At 64.0% G+C, this 21,082-nt stretch carries 13 protein-coding genes and 1 pseudogene; 10 read left to right on the top strand and 4 right to left on the bottom strand.

All coding sequences use genetic code 11. The annotated features are described in order from the left end of the window. The first annotated feature begins 9 nt into the window (after nucleotides 1-9). The gene (locus BLQ55_RS29950; RefSeq protein WP_092259155.1) at nucleotides 10-2,460 is read left to right on the top strand and encodes an alpha/beta fold hydrolase; all 2,451 of its coding nucleotides are present in this window, start codon (nucleotides 10-12) and stop codon (nucleotides 2,458-2,460) included. Between the two features lie 33 nt (nucleotides 2,461-2,493). Here the strand turns inward: BLQ55_RS29950 and BLQ55_RS32645 are convergent. Next, a pseudogene (locus BLQ55_RS32645) lies at nucleotides 2,494-2,652 on the bottom strand (NYN domain-containing protein); the annotation flags it as partial. A gap of 466 nt (nucleotides 2,653-3,118) precedes the next feature. On the opposite strand from BLQ55_RS32645, the gene BLQ55_RS29940 reads away from it, so the two are divergent. From BLQ55_RS29940 to BLQ55_RS29925, 4 genes are read left to right on the top strand one after another with little or no spacing between them, the layout of a single operon-like run. Then, complete coding sequence (locus BLQ55_RS29940) at nucleotides 3,119-3,898, top strand: efflux RND transporter periplasmic adaptor subunit (protein ID WP_092259152.1); 780 nt, start codon at nucleotides 3,119-3,121, stop codon at nucleotides 3,896-3,898. After that, a complete protein-coding gene (locus tag BLQ55_RS29935) occupies nucleotides 3,895-5,214 on the top strand; it encodes an efflux RND transporter periplasmic adaptor subunit (RefSeq protein WP_092259149.1) in 1,320 nt (439 codons plus the stop codon). The genes BLQ55_RS29940 and BLQ55_RS29935 overlap by 4 nt, the downstream gene beginning before the upstream one ends. A gap of 1 nt (nucleotide 5,215) precedes the next feature. After that, on the top strand, nucleotides 5,216-7,312 hold the full coding sequence (locus BLQ55_RS29930; protein ID WP_092259147.1) for an efflux RND transporter periplasmic adaptor subunit: 2,097 nt from the start codon (nucleotides 5,216-5,218) through the stop codon (nucleotides 7,310-7,312). A 15-nt stretch (nucleotides 7,313-7,327) separates the two neighbouring features. Continuing rightward, nucleotides 7,328-7,819, top strand: coding sequence for a GNAT family N-acetyltransferase (locus tag BLQ55_RS29925; protein ID WP_092169367.1), 492 nt, complete (start codon nucleotides 7,328-7,330; stop codon nucleotides 7,817-7,819). A 131-nt stretch (nucleotides 7,820-7,950) separates the two neighbouring features. On the opposite strand, the gene BLQ55_RS29920 is transcribed toward BLQ55_RS29925, so the two are convergent. Continuing rightward, a complete protein-coding gene (locus BLQ55_RS29920; protein ID WP_092201372.1) occupies nucleotides 7,951-8,262 on the bottom strand; it encodes a DUF6916 family protein in 312 nt (103 codons plus the stop codon). Nucleotides 8,263-8,308: 46 nt separating this feature from the next. Further along, nucleotides 8,309-8,896, bottom strand: a complete 588-nt coding sequence (locus tag BLQ55_RS29915; protein ID WP_092259144.1) for a phage tail protein — start codon at nucleotides 8,894-8,896, stop codon at nucleotides 8,309-8,311. Between the two features lie 305 nt (nucleotides 8,897-9,201). On the opposite strand from BLQ55_RS29915, the gene BLQ55_RS29910 reads away from it, so the two are divergent. The 5 genes from BLQ55_RS29910 to BLQ55_RS29890 are packed head-to-tail and all read left to right on the top strand — an operon-like array spanning nucleotide 9,202 to nucleotide 20,626. Next, nucleotides 9,202-10,047 carry a sulfotransferase family protein gene (locus BLQ55_RS29910; protein ID WP_092201368.1) on the top strand — a complete coding sequence of 282 codons (846 nt, stop codon included), beginning with the start codon at nucleotides 9,202-9,204 and terminating at the stop codon, nucleotides 10,045-10,047. 50 nt (nucleotides 10,048-10,097) lie between these two features. Continuing rightward, a complete protein-coding gene (locus tag BLQ55_RS29905) occupies nucleotides 10,098-17,333 on the top strand; it encodes an Ig-like domain-containing protein (RefSeq protein ID WP_092259141.1) in 7,236 nt (2,411 codons plus the stop codon). A gap of 39 nt (nucleotides 17,334-17,372) precedes the next feature. Further along, entirely contained in the window at nucleotides 17,373-18,887 is a 1,515-nt protein-coding gene (locus BLQ55_RS29900; RefSeq protein WP_092201364.1) for a TolC family protein, read from the top strand. A gap of 12 nt (nucleotides 18,888-18,899) precedes the next feature. Next, the gene (locus tag BLQ55_RS29895; RefSeq protein ID WP_092259138.1) at nucleotides 18,900-19,685 is read left to right on the top strand and encodes an aspartyl/asparaginyl beta-hydroxylase domain-containing protein; all 786 of its coding nucleotides are present in this window, start codon (nucleotides 18,900-18,902) and stop codon (nucleotides 19,683-19,685) included. Continuing rightward, on the top strand, nucleotides 19,673-20,626 hold the full coding sequence (locus BLQ55_RS29890; RefSeq protein ID WP_092259135.1) for a sulfotransferase family protein: 954 nt from the start codon (nucleotides 19,673-19,675) through the stop codon (nucleotides 20,624-20,626). The genes BLQ55_RS29895 and BLQ55_RS29890 overlap by 13 nt, the downstream gene beginning before the upstream one ends. 133 nt (nucleotides 20,627-20,759) lie before the next feature. On the opposite strand, the gene BLQ55_RS29885 is transcribed toward BLQ55_RS29890, so the two are convergent. Next, on the bottom strand, nucleotides 20,760-21,082 hold a 323-nt coding region (locus BLQ55_RS29885), incomplete at its 5' end, for an integrase core domain-containing protein (RefSeq protein WP_143011796.1).

Genomic DNA, 21,082 nt, shown 5'->3' with positions numbered 1-21,082 from the left:
GGACCGTCCATGAGCAAGCCCCGGATGTACCTGCTGGCCGGCAACGGTAGCGCCGCCGATTGGTGGGATGACGCGCTGCCGCACTTTGAACGCTACGACGTGGTGCCATTAGAGTTGCCGGGCTTTGGCAATAACCCACAGGCCCCTTGCGAGGACCTGGCGGCCTACGCCCAGGCGTTGCTGGCGGCAACGGACAAGGGCAGCGCGATCATGGCGGTCGGGGTCAATGCCTTGCTGGTGCTGCACGCCTTGCAACGTCAGCCGGGGCACTTCTGCCGCAGCGTGTTGCTGGCGCCGGTGGGCGCGTTTTTGTGGCAGCGACGATTGCCGGCGTTGATGTCGCCGCTGCCGATTCGCAAGACCATCCACTGGCTGCTCTCGAACAAGCCGACGCTGTTCGCCCACAAATTCTCCCGCCAGACCTGGACGCCCGCGCAATACCAGCGCATGGGCGCCGGCTATGCCCGTTGCCGCGCCTTTGTGCCGCTCTGGGATCAGCTGCGTGCGGACACTGCGTTGCCACTGCTGGAATGGATCACCGACCCGGTCGAGCTGGTGTGGGGCGATCAGGACAAGGTGCTGGGCGTCGCGCAAGCGGCGGCCTGGTCCGCCATTCTGGCCCGTGCCGATCTGACCATCAGCCTGAAACCCGGCTGGGGCCACTACCCATGGATCGATGCGCCGGCCGAGTTCGCCGCATGGCTGGAGTCGGGCGAGCGTGGTTTCGTCGCGCACACCAAGGGTGGGCGCTTGTGCCTGGCAGAGCTGGCCGGGCAAGCAGTGCCTGCGGCGCTGTCGCTCAACGACTGTCATGATCCGCGCTTACCAGGATTTTTGAAGAGCCAGCCGGACGCTATCTGGGCCGTGCGTTCTTCCAGTTACGGCGAAGATCAGGCCGACGCGGCGAATGCTGGCCTGAGCACCACGTTCCTGCGTGAACCGACGCACAACGTGCCGGTGCGCATTGCCGAGTTGACGGCGGCGGGTGTCGAGGAAGTGGTGGTGCAGCGTTTCATCACGCCACGGCTGTCGGGGATCGCCTTCGTGCGCCACCTGTCCGTCGAGCTGGAGTGGGTCGAAGGTCACCTGGAGTCGTTGGCCGATGGCCAGGTGAGCCCCGAGCGGGCGATCCTTTCCCGCCTCGGCCAGTCATGGAGCAGCGGCGCATTCAAGCCCGCCCATGGCCTGACCGAAGACGTGCTATGGCGTTTCCTGCAAGGCGTGCTGCAGGTGTTCCACTACGTGCCCGGCGACGTCGAATGGGCCTGGGACGGCACCCAACTGTGGTTGCTGCAATACCGACCGATCAGCGACTACGGCTGGCGCCGTCACCTGACCGCCGCCAACATCGCCGAGATCCTGCCGCCGCAACCCAGCGCCTTGGTGGAGTACGCCCAGCGCCGTGCGGCGGCGAGCATCCCGGCGATCATGGCGCGCTGGGACTCACGGGTGTTGCAGGACAATGAGCCGTTCACGGCGGTGTTTGGCGGTGCTTCGTATATCAACAATGACCTGTTTCTCGCCCGGCTGGCCGACTGGGGCATCAGTGCCAGCAGCTACGCCGGCGAGGTCGGCGGTGCGACACCGCACCTGCCGTGGCGGCCACTGCGCCTGCTGCGCTCGCTGCCGTTGTTCCTGCGCATGCAACGCATCGCCCGTGGGCATTTGCTGACGTTGGAAAACGGCTTGCGACATTTTGACCGAGAGCTGCATGCACTGAGCGGACAAGGTGCCGACGGCCAGCAATTGGCCGACTGGTTCACCCGCTTCTACGTGTTCGTGGTGCAGGGCAACCTGTGCATCGCCAGCGCCTTGGCCAGCAGTGGCGGCGACCTGTTGGGGCGGCCGCCGACCGCCTATGACAACCTTGAACACAGCCCCCATCGCCTGCCCTGGGAAACCGACCCGGCCACGCCACGCCCAGCATTGACCGAGTTGCCCTTGCAGGCCTTCCCACAATGGCCCCTGGCGATTCGCCTGGCTCATTCGACCGGCCTGCCGGGCTTGCGTGGCTACTACCTGCAAGTGCGCGAATGGTATCGCGACAACCTGATGCGGATGTTCTTTCGCCTGCACCACGCCATGCCGACGGCTGACCGAGCGCATTGGTTCGCGCCGCACCCGGACATCCGCACCCGCGATGGCAGCTTCTGGCAGGACGGTCGTGAAGGCACCGAGCAGGCCAGCGGCTTCATGATTTATCCGGGGCAGGCTCAAGGAATTCTGGGTGAGGACATTCTGCTTGAAGACACGTTGGACCCTGGTCGCCACGCACACTATCAAAGCGCCCGGGCCGTGATTGCGCGAATGGGTGGGCGCTTGTCCCACGGCTCGACGTTGCTGCGTGAGCTGCGCAAACCCTCGGCGGTGCTGCCGCAGGTGGATGTGGCGTGGCTGGGGTGTGAGGTGGTGTACCGGGATGGTGAGTTGACGTTGGCTGCTACCAATAATCCGGCTTGATGGCGGGGGCTTTGTGCGTGGGTACTTGGTTGGGGAACTGGTGAAGTAATCAACTGAGACAGTTGTGCTGTGCGGGTTTTCGATATGCGCGATGTGTGACAACAGGCTTCGCAAATCCAGCCATTTGTAAGGTGTGTCTGCGAGCAGTCCATAGAACAGGTTATAGCCGTCAACAAAAAATGCGGTGCGCACAAACTCGATCCCCAGAAACGAAAAAACCGGCCTAAGCCGGTTTTTTCACCCCAACAGCCAGAGAACTGAATCTCTGCGTACGGGGTTGAGTAGGGCCTTCCTAAGTTGAGCGTGTCATAACGTCAACCGTTGGCTGGATTCTCTCTCGTCACCGGCGCAACAGTGTTGAGCGTATGCATGGTGGAAGGTCAAATCCATTCTTTGCTTGATCTGTCAGCGTTTGTTACGAAATAGAGCCTCTCTTAGAGCAACGGTAGAAATCCATCACCGAAAACCATTTTCCAACGAATGGAAATTCTCAATACTTCGTAGGATTTGATGTCCGTACATATCAGGAAAAAACTGAGCGTTTTTTTGTCCCCTCTTCGACCTTTTTGAAACAAGAGTTTTCTCACTCCTGACGGCGATTCCCTTGACGCCCCCCACCGCTGTCGTAGACTCCGCCCATCCGTCAGGGAGTAACGGCATGGGACGTTTGAGTAGTTGGGTTGTGGGGTTGACCTTTGTAACGTGCGGCGTGCAGGCGCAAACGCCTGTCGCGGACGATCCTCTGCTGGAAAGCGGTGTCACGGCCAGTGCGTCGAGTGGCAATGAGGCGCGTGGGGTGCTTCGGGCGCGAGACCAGGCGGTGCTGGCCAGCGAGTTGGCCGGGCGCATCGTCGAGTTGCCGTTCAGCGAGGGCGAGTCGTTCAAGAAGGGCGATACTCTGGCGCGGTTCGATTGCTCGGCCTATCAGGCCCAGCTCAACGCGGCCCAGGCGGCAAGCCGGGGGGCCGGTGAAGAGCTGGCGCATAATCGGCAATTGGCGGAGTTGAAATCGGTCGGGCGCTTTGAGGTGTCGCGGGCCGAGGCCCGGCTCAGCGAGGCTCAGGCCCAATCCCAGGTGTACCAGGTTCAGGTCAAGCGTTGCAGCGTGATCGCGCCCTTCGACGGGCAAGTGGTGGCGCGCAAGGTTCAGCGCTACGAAAGCGTGGCGGCCGGCGCGCCGTTGCTCGATGTGGTCGACAACCGCACCCTGGAGATCCACCTGCTGGTGCCGTCGCGCTGGATGGACCGGCTCAAGCCTGGCCAGCCCTTTACCTTCGTCCCCGATGAAACCGGCAAGCCGTTGCAAGCGACGGTCAAGCGCCTGGGCGCGCGCATCGACGAGGGTAGCCAGACCTTGTTGCTGGTGGCGAGCGTGCCGGATGCCAGCGGCCTGCTGTCGGGCATGAGCGGCACGGCGCGTTTCGCGGAGCCCAAGTGAACGCGCCGGTATCGGGCAGCGCCGAGCAGGTGTTTGCCCGCTTCCTTGACCTTGAACGCCAGACCCGGGCGGCACGAACGCCGGCACAATTGAGCTACAGCCTGGTCAATGACGGCCAGGCCCTGTTCGGCTTTCGTCATGCCGCGTTGTTGATCGCCGGCAAGGTCCAGGCGGTGACCGGCGTCAGTACCGTGGAGCCGAATGCGCCATTCGTGGCATTTGTCGAGCAGGCGGTGGCGCAGTTATTCAAACAGGGCCTGTTGAATCAGGCTCGGGTGATCGCCGCCGATGGGGTGAGCGAATCCATCCGGGCGGACTGGCAAAGCCTGTCCGCCGGGCAAGTGTTCTGGCTGCCGTTGATCGATCATCAGGGCCAGGTATTCGGCGGTTTGTGGCTGGCCCGGGACCTGCCCTGGACCCCACCCGAACAAGTGCTGCTGTCGCAACTGGGGGACACCTACAGCCATGCGTGGCTGGCGCTGCAACCGCGCAAGCCGTGGCGCCTGCGTTGGACGCGCAAGCGCCAGGTCGCCCTGGTGGCGGTGTTGCTGCTGGGCTTGCTGATCCCGGTGCGCCAGTCCGTGTTGGCCCCGGCCGAAGTGGTACCGCTGGGTGGGCAGGTGGTGGCGGCGCCGTTGGATGGGGTGATCGCCGAGTTCCTGGTCAAGCCCAACCAGACCGTCAAGAACGGCGACCTGCTGCTGCGTTTCGAAAGCACCAGCCTCAAGGCCCAGGCCGATGTGGCCGAACGTGCGTTGGGCGTGGCCGAGGCCGAACTCAAGGCCAATTCCCAGCGCTCGTTTGCCGACGCTGAATCCAGTTCGAAGATTGACTTGCTGGCCGCCCGCGTCGAACAGAAACGCGCCGAGCGCAACTACGCGCTTGAACTGCTCAAGCGCAGCGAAGTACGCGCCGAGCGCGACGGCATTGCGGTGTTCGCCGACGCCGAGCGCTGGCTCGGCAAGCCCGTGCAGACCGGCGAGCGACTGATGGAAATCGCCGACCCGAACCAGGCCGAGTTGCGTATTGAATTGGCGGTGGGCGATGCGATCGCCCTGGAGCCCGGTGCGCAAGTGGCGTTGTTTCTCGACAGCGACCCGTTGCAGCGGCACCTGGCCTGGCTCGAGCGCTCGGCCTATGAAGCGCAGCCTACCGCCGCCGGGCAGTTGGCGTATCGGTTGGACGCGCGTTTCGATGCCACGGCGCCGCGCATCGGCCTGCGGGGCACGGCGAAGGTCTTCGGCGACCGCGCGCCGCTGGCGTTGTACCTGTTGCGTCGGCCACTGGCCGGCCTGCGCCAGAGCGTAGGCCTGTAGCATGGACTTGCCGAGCCTGCGGCCGGACCTGCAATTGTCCCCGGCGGCGCCGGACCCGGACGGTTCGCCGCAGTGGACCTTGGCCGATCCGGTGCGCGGGCGCTACTTCAAGCTTGGCGCGGCGGCAATGCGCATGTTGCGGCACTGGTCACTGGGCGATCCGGAGCAGGTGCTGCAAGCCGCAAACCGCGAGCCGGGCCTGCCGCTCAATGGCGAGTCGCTGGAGCAACTGCTGGGTTTCTTGCGCGGCCATGACCTGATCAGCGCAATGGACCCACAACAGCGCGACAGTTACCTCTTCAAGACCGCCGCACAACGCCAGAGCCTGTGGCAGATCCTGCTGCATCAATACCTGTTTTTTCGCATACCGCTGTGGCGCCCGGACGCCTTTCTCAACCGGGCCTGGCCCTGGTTGGCGCGGTTCGGGCCCGGGATCCTGCGCTATGGCCTGCCGCTGACCCTGGGCCTCGGCATCTTTTTGGTGTCGCGGGACTGGCAGCGCTTCATCGCGACGTTTCCGCACCTGTTCAGCCTGGGCGGTGCGCTGGCCTTCGGGACGGCGTTGCTCTTCGCCAAGCTGTGCCATGAGTTCGGCCATGCCTTCATGGCCAAGCGTGCCGGTTGTCGTGTGCAAAGCATGGGCGTGGCGTTCATGGTGCTGTTGCCGATGTTCTACACCGATGTCAGCGACGCCTGGCGGATCAATGATCGTCGCGCACGGTTGCTGATCGGTGCCGGCGGGGTCCTGGCCGAATTGCTGCTGGCGTGCATCGCGCTGCTGGCCTGGTCGCTGCTGCCCGACGGGCCGGCACGCACCGCGGCGTTCATGCTGGCCAGCGCCACCTGGATCACCACGCTGATCATCAACTTGAACCCTTTCATGCGTTTTGACGGGTATTTCCTGCTCAGTGATTTCTGGGCGGTGGATAACCTGCAGGGGCGTGCGTTCGCCCTGTGCCGCTGGCGCCTGCGCGAAGCCTTGTTCGGTTATGGCGCGGCGGCGCCGGAACCCTGGTCGCCGAAGATGCGTCGGCGTTTGCTGGTCTGGGGGTACGGTTCCTGGCTGTGGCGGGCGTTGTTGTTTTTCGGGATTGCCCTGGCGGTCTATCACCTGTTCTTCAAGGTGCTGGGCATTTTTCTGATGATGGTGGAATTGGTGTGGTTCATTGTGATGCCCATCGTGAATGAATGGCGGCAATGGTGGAGCCGCCGTGAGCAAGCCCACCGTGGGCGGATGCTCCTTACCGGCCTGGTGTTGCTGGGGTTGCTGTTGGCGTTGCTGTTGCCCTGGCGCAGCGCGGTGGAAGTGCCGGTCATGCTCGAGGCCGGGCGGGCCAGTGCCTTGCATGCGCCAGTGGCGGCACGGGTCAAGCAGGTGAACGTGCACGACGGCCAGACCGTGGCCCAGGGCGATGTATTGATTGAACTGGAATCGCCGGACATGGCCTCGCGCCTGGCCATCGTGCGCCGGGAAATCCAGATCCAGCAGTTGCAGATGCGCCGCCAGGCCGGGCGCAGCGAAACCGCCGCCGATGCCGGCATCATCGAACAGCAACTGGCCGAAGCGGTGGCCGAGCACCGGGGCCTGGTGGCCCAGCGCGAACGCCTGTTGTTGCGTGCGCCCCATGCCGGCCAGGTGCGCGACTTGTTGCCGCAACTGTCGGTAGGGCGCTGGCTGTCACCGACGCAGGCGCTGGCGCGAGTGGTGCAGACCGATTCGCGGTTGCGCGGGTACCTCACCGAAGCCGAGCTTTGGCGGGTCGGGCCGGGCGCCACGGGACGGTTCATCGCGGACGATCCGATGCACACGTCGATTGCCGTGCAGTTGAATGAAATCGACACCAACGGCGTGGCCTGGGTCGAACAGCAAGCGTTGACGTCCGACCACCATGGGCCGATTGCGGTGCGCCGCGATTCGCAGCAACGGGCCGAGCCGGTGCAGGCCCAATACGGTGTGCGCCTGAGTGCGCTGGACGACACGTCCGCTCCGGCGCAGCCGCTGCGTGGCGTGGCGGTGTTGCAGGGCAAGGGCGAGTCGGTGTTGGGAGCGGCCTGGCGACGGTTGGCGGCGTTGGGTGTCAGGGAAAGCGGGTTCTAGTCTTGGGGAGCGAGCATGGATTCAGTGGCGGCAGAGGGATTGGTGGTGCGTCCATCGCGGGTCAGCGATGGCCCATTCCTGCAGGGCCTTTACCAGGCGGCGCGGCCTGACCTGCAATGGATCGACGGCGACCCCGAGCAGGTGCAGCAGGTGATTGCCCAGCAGTTCCAAGTGCAGGAGCAAGGGTTGGGCGAGAACTTCCCCGACGCCATGCATTACGTCGTGGAAAAACTCGGCACCGCGATCGGTGCCTTGAGCACGGATTTCGGCCCCAATGAAATTCGCGTGCTGTACCTGGCCTTCATTCCCCAGGCGCGTGGGCAGGGGTATGGCCGGGCGGTGTTGCAAGGGGTGCAGAAAGCCGCGCAACAGATCCGCTGCCCGGTGGCGACGGTGGTCTGGGCCAGCAACCCCCATGCACGCCGGCACTACCTGGCGCTGGGTTTCGAAGTGCAAGAGCGCAACCCGGCGGCGGAGCGGTTGGTCTGGTATCCGAAAGGCAACTGAACAGTGCCTGACTTGCCACCTGTTCAATGTGGGAGCGAGCTTGCTCGCGATGAGGGCGGGAAATCCAACATGGATGCAGCTGACCGTCCGCCATCGCGAGCAAGCTCGCTCCCACAAGGGGCCACCAGTCTTTAGTTAAACGCGATGTAGAAATATCCCAGCGCCGGATCCCGTCCCATGGGTGGTATCCGTGACACGAACACCCCCTCGATCTTGCCCAGTTCCGGCACCTCCAGCCCGCAAAGACCGTCCACGAACGCAGTGCTTTCCAGACTGTTGAACTCGACGCTGAAGGGCATGCGCTCGGTGTTCGGCATCTTCGCCCGAGGTGTCTCCTCAAGGGTTTCGAAGCGTACCGGCAGGCAACTGCCATCGGGCAGGGTCAGGCTGCCGGTCTGGCCCAGCAGCGCTTGGAAATGGCGGCTATGAACCTGTTGCAGCATATCGACACTCCAAAAGGCCGGAGGACCGCAGCCCTCCGGCGGTTCATCAGTTGCGGGACGGGAAGTAGCCTTGAAGGGCGATGCTGAAGTTGATGGCCAGGAACGGGTTCATGATGGCCAATGGCATGCCGTTGCCTGCGGGGGAAATCGTGCCGCTGACGGTCGTGCTGACACCTTGCAGCGGTACGGGCGAGGCACCGATCTGGTCGGAATAGATCGTCGCCGAACCTGGCCCGGTGCCTGAGGTGCCGATGAATGAGTTGGTGGCCGTGGGCGTGTTCACTGGATTGCTGGCCGGGTTCGCCAGTTGCAGGGTGGTCGAGGCGGTGACGCCCGTGAGGGTGTGGGTGTGGATGGGCAGGTTGTTCAGCGTCGGGGTGACGTTTTCGGTGCCGGAGACCTCGCCCATGACGCGCGGGGTAAGGCCCAGGCCGTTGCCTTGCCCCAAGGGCAGGCGACCTTGCAGGTTGGGTAGCATGAAGTTGGTCTGGCCATTGCCTCCGTACGTCACGCCGATCAAGGCGAACAAGGTCTGGTACTGGGAAAGGGAAAGCGTCTGCCCGTTGCACAGGGCCCAATCCCTGGGGGCAAAGTTAAAGGCGAATGACTGGATAGTGCCAATGAATACTTCCATAGATTCCTCATCCTTCAGGTGATTGGTTTCGCAATGCCCGGCGCATAAAGGACAAGAGTGCGATCAGCCCGACTCCTTTGATTCCCTGGCCTGGTCACGCACGGCTGAGCGTAGACCGGGATGTTTGATTTTGCCGAGCGAAGCGGGCGGAAAAATGTCGCGAAACGGCTTAATCGATTCAGGTTCACCGAGGGTTTCTACCGTCCATCCTTATTTTCAGTCTGGGCGAATCTGATATCAAAGTACTACTAGGCGAAGGTTATTTCATCGGCTACGCTTGGCGATACAAAAGGACTACAAAACAGGTGAAGGGATTGCCGCAGTTTCACTTTATTTCCGGTTTACCGCGCTCAGGCTCGACCCTGCTTTCTGCCATTTTATTGCAGAACCCGCGCTTTCATGCCGGCATGACCAGTCCCGTCGGTTCGCTGTTCAGCACCGTCCTGCAGCAATGCAGCGCCGGCAGCGAGTTCGGTTCGGTGATCGACACCGACCTGCGCCGCCGCCTGTTGCGTGGCCTCTTCGATTCCTACTACGCCGACAAAGCCGATAAACCGGTCATCTTCGACACCAATCGCCAATGGTGCGCCCGCCTGCCTGCCCTGCAGGACCTGTTCCCCCAGGCCAAGACCATCGCTTGCGTGCGCAACGTCGCCTGGATCCTCGACAGCCTGGAGCGCCTCTATCGCGCCAACCCGTTCGAGAACACCAAGCTGTTCAACGACGATGACGAGCGCAACACCGTCTACAGCCGCTGCGAAACCCTGGCCCAGCGCAATCGCCTGGTGGGGCTTGCCTGGACGGCGCTCAAAGAGGCCTATTACGGCGAGAACGCCGAGTCGCTGCTGATCGTTGACTACGACCTGCTGAGCCAGGCCCCGGAGCGGGTCATGCGCCTGGTGTACGAGTTCATCGGCGAGCCCTGGTTCGAACACGATTTCAATCACTTGACCTACGACGCACCCGCCTTCGACCAGGCCCTCGGCGTTGCCGGCCTGCACAAGGTCAAGCCCAAGGTCGCGCCGCAAGCCCGGCGGACCCTGTTGCCGCCGGATCTGTTTGAAAAATATGCCGAGTTGTCGTTCTGGCGCGATGGGTCCGCAAGCGCCGCCAATGTCATTCGTATGAAAACCGACGCCGCCGTCAGCTGACAGCGGTTTTTTTCATTTGCGTTCAAGAAGTTCGAGTCCAGGTGATCGTCATGTGGTGGAGCAAAGGCAAATCGCGGGTAACCGAGGGCGCACAGGCCCTGGCATCGCCAATGATCATGTCCCTGGAGCCGCGGATGCTGTTCGACGGCGCGGTGGCGGCCACCGTGGCCGACGCCGCGCAACCGGACGCTCATCCGACTGCCGAGGCGGCCAAGACGCCCACGGCGGACCAGCCGGCCGACACGCATGCGCCCCAAGGCCAGGTCGATGCCACCCAGGCTGCCGTTCCGGGCAAATCCGTGGTGTTCGTCGATTCCCGGGTCAAGGATTCCGCCAGCCTGCTCGAAGGCGTGGCGCCCGGGACCCAGGTGGTGCAACTGGATGCCACCAAGGACGGCCTGCAACAGATCGCCGATTACCTGGACACCCACCAGGGTGTCAGCTCGGTGCAGATCATCGCCCACGGCAACACCGGTGATTTGTGGCTGGGCAACAGCTACCTGTCGGCGGACAACGTCCAGGCGCGCAGCGAAGTGCTGGCGCAGATCGGCCAGGACATGAACGCCGGCGGCGATATCCTGATCTACGGCTGCTACACCGCCGAAGGTGACCGTGGCCTGAGCCTGGTGAATTCATTGGCACAGTTGACCGGCCGCGACGTGGCGGCTTCCGACGATCGCACTGGCGTCGGCGGCGACTGGGACCTGGAGATTGCCACCGGCAACATCGAGAGCGCCAACGTGCTCTCGGCCAATGCCATGAGTGAATACCAGTGGGGCCTGGCCACCTGGACCGCCACCAACAATGCCAACACCGGCGTGGGCTCCCTGCGCGCCGCCCTGGCTTCCGCCCAGAACGGCGATATCGTTACTTTCAACAGCAGCATGACCGTCGCCTTGACCCAGGTGCTGGTGGTGAACAAGAACATCACGATCGACGGCGATCTCAACAACGACAACGTCGCCGATGTCACCCTGGACGGGCAATTCCGCACCCAGGTGATCAGCGTGACGGCCGGCACCACGGCCACCCTCGATGGCCTGGTGATTACCCGGGGCATGACGGCGGGCAATGGTGGTAACGGCGGCGACGATGCGCTGGTGTCCAAGGGCGGCGGGATCTACAACGCCGGCACCTTGACCCTGAGGAACGTTACGGTCACCGCGAACGTCGCTTCTGGCGGTGGTGGCGGCGGCGGTGTGACTCCGGAATACGCGGGTGGCGGCGGCGGTGGTGGCGGAGCGGCCGGCAGCGGCATCGGCGGTAGCGGCGGCGATACGCTTAACTCCACGGGTTCTAACGGCTCGACGGGGCAGGGCGGTGCCGGTGGCGGCTTCTTCAACATCGGTGGCCGTGGCGGCTCCACGACCGGCGGTGCCGGCGGCGCCGTCTATGCCGGCTACAGCACCGGTTCCTCCGGTGGCACGGCCAGCAGCGGCGGGTTATCCATCGGCGGCGGCGGTGGTGGCGACGGCTATAACGACATCGGTGGTGCGGGCGGTGGCGCGGTCGGTGGGATCTACAACGACACGGGCGCAACCCTGCGGATCATCGGTAACTCGGTCATCTCCAACAACATCGGAGCGGGCGGCGGAGGCGGTGGCGGCGGTGCCGGTAGTGGCTACACCCAGGCGGGCGGCGCCGGTGGCGTGGGCGTCGGTGCTATCTGGAACAAGGGTTCGATCCTGATGACCGCGGCCAACTTCGCGGCCCTGGCCGGCAACGTCGGCGGCAGCGGCACAGGCGGGACGAGTGCCGGCACGGCAGGTGTCACGCCGAGTTCGGTGGCCAACGTCTATGGCGATGGCGGTACCATCAACACCAACTACACGCCGGACGAAACGCCGCCCACCGCGACTGTCGTGGTGGCCAACACCAACCTGAACTCTGGCGGCACCTCGCAGGTGACCATCACCTTCTCCGAGGCGGTGACCGGGCTGACCGCGGCGGACCTGACGGTGCAGAACGGCACCATCGGCACCCTGACCAGCGGCGACGGCGGCATCACCTGGACCGGTACGCTGACGGCGGCAAGCAATATCGCCGATACCACCAACATCATCACCTTGAACAACACCGGTGTGGCGGACCTGGCCGGTAACGCCGGCGTGGGCACCACCGATTCGAACAATTACGTGGTCAACGACACCGTGGCACCGACGGCGTCCATCGTGGTATCTGACACGGCCCTCAGGAGCGGTGAAACCTCACTGGTGACCATCACCTTCTCCGAGGCGGTCAGCGGATTGACCACGGCCGACCTGACGGTGGCCAATGGTACCCTCAGCGGCCTGAGCAGCAGTGACGGCGGTATCACCTGGACCGCAACCCTGACACCCGACGCCGCTGTCACCGACACCACCAATCTGGTGGTGCTGAACAATACCGGTGTCGCGGACCTGAGCGGCAACGCCGGTGTCGGCACCACCAACTCCAACAATTACGCCATCGACACCGTGCTGCCGACCGCCACCATCGTGGTCGCCGACACGGCGCTGAGCGCCGGTGAAACGTCCTTGGTGACCATCACTTTCAATGAAGCGGTGACTGGTTTCACCACCGCCGACCTGACGGTCGCCAACGGCTCGGTTACCGGGCTGAGCACCAGCGACGGCGGTATCACCTGGACCGGAACGCTGACCCCGACCGCCAGCGTGAGCGATACCGCCAACCTGATCACGTTGAACAACGGCGGCATTGCCGACCTGTCCGGCAACGTCGGTACCGGCACCACCGACTCGAACAACTACGCCATCGACACCCTGCGCCCGACCGCGACGATCGTGGTGGCCGATAACGCGCTGAGCATCGGCGAAACGTCCCTGGTGACGATTACCTTCAGCGAGGCGGTGACGGGTTTCACCCTGGCCGACCTGACCGTCGCCAGCGGCTCTCTGAGCGGACTAAGCAGCAGCGACGGTGGCATCACCTGGACCGCGACGCTCACCCCAAGCGCCAGTGCCACGGATGCCACCAACCTCATTATCCTGGCCAATACCGGCGTACTGGACCTGGCCGGTAACGCCGGTACTGGCACCACCAGCTCCAACAACTATGCTGTCGACACCGTGCGCCCGACCGCGACTATCGTCGTCGCCGATAACGCCCTGAGGGTCGGCGAAACGTCCCTGGTGACCATCACCTTCAACGAGGCAGTGACCGGCTTCACCACCGCCGACCTGACGGTCGCCAATGGCACCCTGACCGGGCTGAGCACCAGCGACGGCGGTATCACCTGGACCGCGACACTGACCCCGAGCGCCAGCACCAGCGACGCCACCAACCTGATCACCCTGGACAACACCGGCGTGGCGGACGCCGCCGGCAACGCCGGCAGCGGTACCACCGACTCCAACAACTATGCCATCGACACGGCACGCCCCACCGCCACCATCGTCGTCGCCGATACGACCCTCGCCCTGGGCGAAACCTCGGTGGTGACCATCACCTTCAACGAGGCGGTGACCGGCTTCACCCTGGCTGACCTGACGGTCGCCAACGGCAGCCTGAGCGGGCTGAGCACCAGCGACAACATCACCTACACCGTCACCTTCACCCCGAGCGTCGGCACCAGCGATGCGACCAACCTGATCACGCTGAACAACACGGGCGTCGTGGATGGGGCGGGCAACGCGGGCACCGGCACCACCGACTCCAACAACTACGTCGTCGACACGTTGCGCCCGACCGCGACCATCGTGGTGGCCGACAACGCGCTGAGCGTCGGCGAAACCTCGCTGGTGACCATTACGTTCTCCGAGGCGGTCAGCGGTTTCGACAATTCGGACCTGATCGTGGCCAATGGCACCCTGAGCGCCGTCAGCAGCAGCGATGGCGGCATCACCTGGACCGCCACGTTCACCCCGGCCCTCGGGGTCAGCGACACCTCCAACGTCATCACCCTGAACAACACCGGCGTCAGCGATGCAGCAGGCAATACCGGCACCGGCACGACCAACTCCAACAACTACCAGGTCGACACCAATGTGCCGACCGCGACCATCGTGGTCGCCGACAGTACGCTGGGGATCGGCGAGACGACCCAGGTGACCATCACCTTCAATTCGGCGGTGAGCGGTTTCGATAACTCCGACCTGACGGTCAGCAACGGCACCCTGAGCAACGTTTCATCCTCCGACGGGGGCGTGACCTGGACGGCCACGTTCACGCCGAGCGCGAGCATTTCCGATACCAGCAACGTGATCACCCTGGACAATACCGGCTTGATCAACGGCGCGGGCAACGCGGGCGTCGGCACCACCGATTCCAACAACTATGTGGTCGACACCGTGCGTCCCACCGCGACCATCGTCGTGGCCGACCCAACCGTTGCCATTGGCGAAACCTCGCTGGTGACCATTACCTTCAGCGAGGCCGTGACAAGCTTCACCCTGGCTGACCTGACTGTGGCCAATGGTTCACTGAGCGGGCTGAGTACCAGCGACAACATTACCTTCACCGCGACCTTCACCCCGAGTGCGGGAATCAGCGACAGTACCAACCTGATCAGCCTCAACAGTGGCTCGATCGCCGATGTGGCGGGCAACATCAACACCAGTACTGCGGATTCGAACAACTACGTTGTCGATACCCTGCGTCCGACCGCAACCATCGTGATGACCGACAGCAACCTCAGCGTCGGCGAAACATCATTGGTGACCATCACCTTCAGCGAGGCGGTCAGTGGTTTCGACAATTCGGACCTGAGCGTGGCCAATGGCACCCTGAGCGCCGTGAGCAGCAGCGATGGCGGCATTACCTGGACGGCGACCTTCACCCCGGCCACTGGCACGCGGGACGCCACCAACCTGATCGTCCTGGACAACAGCGGCGTGAGCGACGCGGCCGGCAACGCCGGTACCGGCACCAGCAACTCCGCCAACTACACCGTCGATACCCAGGTGCCGACGGCGACCATCGTGGTGGCCGATACGTCCCTGAGCATCGGTGAAACCTCCCTGGTGACCATCACCTTCAATGAGGCGGTGAGCGGTTTCGACAACAGCGACTTGACTGTCAGCAATGGCACGCTGAGCAACGTTTCCTCCTCCGATGGCGGCGTGACCTGGACGGCGACGTTCACGCCGAGCGCGAGCATCTCCGACACCAGCAACCTGATCAGCCTGGACAACACCGGCGTGCGCAACGGTGCGAACAACGCCGGGGTCGGCACCACCGATTCCAATAACTACGCCATCGACACCGTGCGCCCGACCGCGACCATCGTCGTCGCCGACACCGCCATCGCCGCGGGCGAGACTTCGCTGGTGACCATCACCTTCAGCGAGGCCGTGACGGGCTTCACCGCTGCCGACCTGACCGTCGCCAACGGGACCCTCAGCGGGCTGAGCAGCAATGACGGCGGCATTACCTGGACCGCGACCTTCACGCCTGCCGCTGGCATCACTGACTCCAGCAATGTCATTACCCTCGCCAATGGCGGCGTCGCCGACCTGGCGGGCAACGTCGGCAGCGGCACCACCGATTCGAACAACTACAGCGTCGACAGCCAGCTTCCGACCGCCACCATCGTGCTGAGCGATTCGGTGTTGAAACCGGGCGAAACCGCCCAGGTGACCATCACCTTCAGCGAGGCGGTAACCGGCTTCAGCAACGCTGACCTGAGCGTGGCCAACGGCACCCTGAGCGCCGTCAGCAGTAGCGATGGCGGCCTGACCTGGACCGCGACCTTCACGCCAACCCTGGGCGTGACCGACGCCACCAACCTGATCAGCCTGGACAACACCGGCGTGAGCGATGCGGCCGGCAACACCGGGACAGGCACGACCGATTCGGCCAACTATGCGGTCGAGACGCAGGTACCGACTGCCACGATCGTGGTGGCTGACAGTGCCCTGCGGATAGGGGAAACCTCACAGGTCACCATTACCTTCTCGGAAGCGGTCAGCGGTTTCGACAACGCCGACCTGAGCGTGAGCAACGGCACGCTGAGCAATGTCTCGTCCTCCGATGGCGGCGTGACCTGGACGGCGACGTTCACCCCGAGCGCGAACATTACCGACACCAGTAACCTGATCACCCTGGACACCGGCGGCGTGGTCAATGCCTCGGGCAACAGCGGCGTCGGCGTGGTGAACTCCAACAACTACGCGATCGACACGGTTCGTCCTGGCGCGACCATCTCCCTGGGCGATACCACCCTGGGCATCGGCCAGAGCACCACCGTGACCATCAGCTTCACCGAGGCGGTGTCCGGTTTCGACTTGTCGGATCTCAGCGTGGCCAATGGCGTGCTGTCCAACCTCGCCAGCAGCGACGGCGGCCTGACCTGGACGGCGACCCTGACGCCCACCGCAGGCGTCAGCGATGCCACCAACCTGATCCTGCTGGACACCGGCAACGTGCAGGACCTCGCCGGCAACGTCGGGGCAGGCATTGCGATCTCCAGTAACTACGCGCTCGATGCCTCCCGGCCGACAGCGACCATCGTGGTGGCCGATCCGAACCTGACCGTGGGCGAGACGACCCAGGTCACCATCACCTTCAGCGAGGCAGTGAGCAATTTCGATCTGTCGGACCTCAGCGTCACCAACGGCGAACTGACCAACCTGACCAGCAGCGACGGCGGCAGGACCTGGACCGCGACGTTCACGCCCACGGCGAACCTCACCGACCCGAGTAATTTCATCGCCCTGGACACCAGCAATGTCAGCGACCTGACCGGCAACACCGGGGCCAGCGTGGCGGTGTCCAACAACTATGCGATCGACACTGTGGTACCCAACGATGTGAAGCCGCCGCCGGAGTTCCTGACGTCCGACCCGGTCACGGTTATCCCGCCGTCCGAGGTGCCGCTGCAACCGATCGTCTTTACCCCGCCGACCGGCAACCTCGGTTCGCCGCTGGGGTTCCCGCCGTTGTTCGAGCAGCGGGACGTTGGCGGTGGCCTCAAGCCGATTGGGGATATTTTCATCAACCGGGGCCAACTGGCGCCGAGCTATATCGCCCAGGTTTTCGGCACCGACGCCGCCGGCGATGGTTCCGGCCAGGGGTTCCTGGGCTTTGGTGGGGGCGATGGCGGGGTGTTCGGCAGCAGCACGTTGTCGGGGCTGTTCAATCGCGATTCCGGTTCCGACACCGAGACGCTGAACGCCTTCGGCAGCCAGTCGATGCAGGGGGGAGATGTGTCCCAAGGGCTGCGCGGGATGTTCGGCGCACCGACCTTGGGCCAGCAGCTGCAACAGCTCAAGGACACTGAACAGCGTCAGGTCGACAGCCTGGCAACTGCGTTACGACAGGTCGGCATCAGCCAAGCGCAGGCCTGAATTCTAAAAATATTGGGGCAGCCAGGGGCAATCCAGGGAATGAATAGAAGTCAGAAGTTATTCGGTATGAGTTTGCTGGCGTTGGTGGTCAGCGGGTGTGCGGTCACCAGCGAGCCGATCGATCGCAGCGTCAGCGAACAGCGCGCCCGAACCGACCTGCAGAACATGTACAAGGACCAGGAGCCGCTGAGCGGCCCACTGACCTTGCACCAGGCCATGGCCCGGGCGGTGAAGTACAACCTCGAAGGTCGCTTGAAGATCATGGAGGAGGCCCTGGCCAAGCGTCAGTTGGACCTGGCCAGTTTCGACATGCTGCCACGCATGGCCCTGGACGCCGGGTATGTGGGCCGCAACAACGTCAATGCCTCCAGCAGCCAGAGCGTGGAAACCGGTACCCAGTCCCTGGAACCGTCGACCTCCCAGGACCGTGACCGTGAAGTGGCGGACCTGACCATGGTCTGGAACGTGCTCGATTTCGGTGTGAGCTACATCAGTGCCAAGCAGGCCGGGGACCAGCGTCTGATCGTGCAGGAGCGCCGGCGCAAGGTGATCAACACCATCGTCCAGGACGTGCGCTCGGCCTACTGGCGCGCCATGGCCGCCGAGCGCCTGCTCAAGCAGATCGACAGCCTGATGGCCCGGGTCGACGTGGCGCGTGGCAACAGCCAGAGCATGAGCGAACAGCGCATCGGCGACCCGGTGCAGGCCCTGGGTTACCAGCGCTCGCTGATCCAGGCCACCCGCCAGCTTGAAGAACAGCGCCGGGCGCTGTCCCTGGCCAAGACCGAACTGGCGACCCTGATCAACCTGCCCTTGGGCACCGAGCTGACCCTGGCGACCCAGGATGAATACGACATTCCGGAACTCAAGGTCGACCTGGCCCGTCTCGAACAGGAAGCCCTGGCCAGCCGCCCGGAACTGCGCGAGCAGGATTACCAGACCCGCATCACCGCCGCCGAAACCCGCAAGGCCATGTTGCGCCTGCTGCCGGGGCTGGAGTTTTCCGCCGGCGGGCACTACGACAGCAACTCGTTCCTGGTGGAGCAGGGCTGGGCTGACTATGGTGTGAAAGTCACCTGGAACCTGTTCAACGTGATCTCCGCCCCGGCGGCCATCGACGTGGCCAAGGCCGGTGAAGAAGTCGCGGCGGCGCGGCGCCAGGCGATGTCGATTGCCGTGTTGGCGCAGTTGTACGTCGCCAACGCCAACTATCGTGAAGCCCTGCGCCAGTTCAAGACCAGCCAGCAACTGTCGGACATCGACGGGCAGATCGTTGGCCAGTTGCGCAGCCGTCACCAGGCCGCCGGCATTGGCGAACTGGACCTGATCCAGGGCGAGCTGAACACCTTGCAGGCTGATCTGCGCCGGGACCTGGCCTATGCCGACCTGCGCAACGCCTACGGTCAGATCTTCGCCAGCGCCGGCCTCGATCCAATGCCCAACGAAGTGCAATCGACCGCAGTGCAATCGATCGCGACGGCGCTGGCGAACCGCGAAGCGGCCTGGGCCCAGGGCGATATCACCGTGCCGAAGACGGCCGCGGTGACTCAATAACCGGGCGCTGGCATGACGCGCCCGGCGTTTTCCCGGCTGCCGGTGGCGGTGAACCTGCCGTTGCTGTTGCAGGCACTGGCGGCCATTGAAGACGTGCGCTGGCAAGGGCATTTCAACAGTGCCTATTACAGCGGCGACTGGAGCGGGGTGGCGCTGATTTCGGCGGCGGATGCCGTCACCGAGCTGTCGCCCGGGCGCGGTCAGCCAAGCCAGCGTGCGCCTTGGCTGGCAGACGGTCGTTGGCAGGAGGCGTTGCGCGACTGGCCCCTGGAGATCGTCTCGGCCCGGCTGCTGCGGCTGGGCCCCGGTGGGTGCATCCACGAGCATCGCGACTATGACCTGGGCGGGCCGGACGCCGACCTGCGCCTTCACGTTCCGCTGCTCAGCCCACCGGACGTGGACTTTTTCCTGGAGGGACAAATCATTCCGCTGACGGCCGGCGAGTGCTGGTTTCTCGACCTGGCGCGGCCTCACCGGGTGGTTAACCGAAGTGCTCATTCGCGGGTTCATCTGGTGCTCGATTGTCGCCCCGGGCCGTGGCTGGCCCAGCAGATCGCCGATGGGCTGCCCACCACCCCCGCCGCGGGCGTCAGGCACAGCGACTTCGCCCGTTTTCAGCAGCGCGTGGAAAGCGATCCTGACCTCGCCCGCACCTTGCAGAGCCTGCACGACCTCGACGCTTTCATTGAATCCACTCTGGCGCTGGGGGCCGAGCGAGGGCTTCATTTCACCCGGGAAGAATTGCGGGCCGCCATGCGCAACGGTCGCCAGCAGTGGAGAAACCCGTGGAAGACCTGAACCTGCACGGTTGGTTGCCGATCCGCCTATGGCAAGAGGTTGGGCAGTGGTGGGTCGATTGGTGCTGGTTCGGCGACGCGCATCTGTCACAGCCGTTCTTTGGCGATGCGGTGGAAGACGCCCTGCGCCTGCCCTTCAACCAGGCGTTCCGCCGCCGGACGCCCTTGGACGCCCTCGGTCAGTGGCAACGACAAACCCCGGGACTTGAGCCCGGCGCATTCATATTCCATGCCTCCCGTTGCGGCTCGACATTGATCAGCCAGATGCTCGCCCAGTTGGACGACCATATCGTTATCTCGGAACCGCCACCGCTGGATACGCTGCTGCGCAGTGATTTGCCACCGGCCGAGCGGTGCGTGGCGCTCAAGGGCTTGATGTCGGCCTACGGGCAGCGCCGCCGAGGTGTGGAGCAACGCCTGGTGGTCAAGCTCGACGCCTGGAACATCGGTGAACTGCCGCGGCTGCATGAGTGCTTTCCCGACACACCCTGGCTGTTCGTGTACCGCGACCCCTTGGAAATTTCGGTCTCCCACCTGCGGCGTCCCGGCATGCACATGGTGCCAGGGATGATCGGGGCGACGGTCCTGGACGATGGATTGCCGTTCGGCAGCCAGGAAGATTTCATCCCGCGTCGGGTGGGGCGCTTGCTGGGATCGGGTTTGCAACACTGCCGGGCATTGGCTGGGACGGCGGTCAACTACACCGAACTGCCCGAGGCGATGACGGGCAGGTTGGCGGCGTTTTTCGGGCTCGATGACGAGCAATGCAGGCACGTGTTCGCGACGGTGGGGCAGCATGCCAAGCAGCCGGCGCAGGCGTTTGTCGGCGACAGCGAAGACAAGCGCCGGGAGGCTTCGGCGCTGTTGCGTGAGCGGGTCCTGCACTGGGCGCAGGGGCCTTATGACGCACTCGAAACATTGCGCTATGGCGAGGGGTTTTAGCTAATGCCGCACGCTCCCGTTGTGGGAGCAAAGCTTGCTCGCGAAACAGGCGCCTCGATTTTTGAAAGACCGCATCGCCGCCATCGCGGGCAAGCCTGAACTGGTCAACTAATTTTGGACACCAGTTACGGTTTCACGCCGCCAGTTTCTCCATAGCTACCGGCGACCGGTAGTCGTTGTAGCTATGGAGTCTGACGTTGTTGTAACGCATCACATAACGCTGCACATCCACGCGGGCTTCATGCTCCGAGCTGTAGCCATCTTCTGGCACCCACTCTGACTTCAGGCTTCCAAAGAAACGCTCCATCGGGGCGTTGTCCCAGCACTCACCTTTGCGACTCATGCTTTGCAGGAGTCCATGCTTGCGCATTTCATTCCTGAATTTGTGGCTGGTGTATTGGCAGCCTTGATCGGAATGAAACAGCACCTCTTTTGGGCAACCTCGCAATTGCACCG

It is taken from the genome of Pseudomonas sp. NFACC13-1 (assembly GCF_900104425.1).
GTDB classification, from domain to species: Bacteria; Pseudomonadota; Gammaproteobacteria; order Pseudomonadales; family Pseudomonadaceae; genus Aquipseudomonas; species Aquipseudomonas fluorescens_AA.
This window is presented reverse-complemented; position numbering and strand designations above follow the sequence as displayed.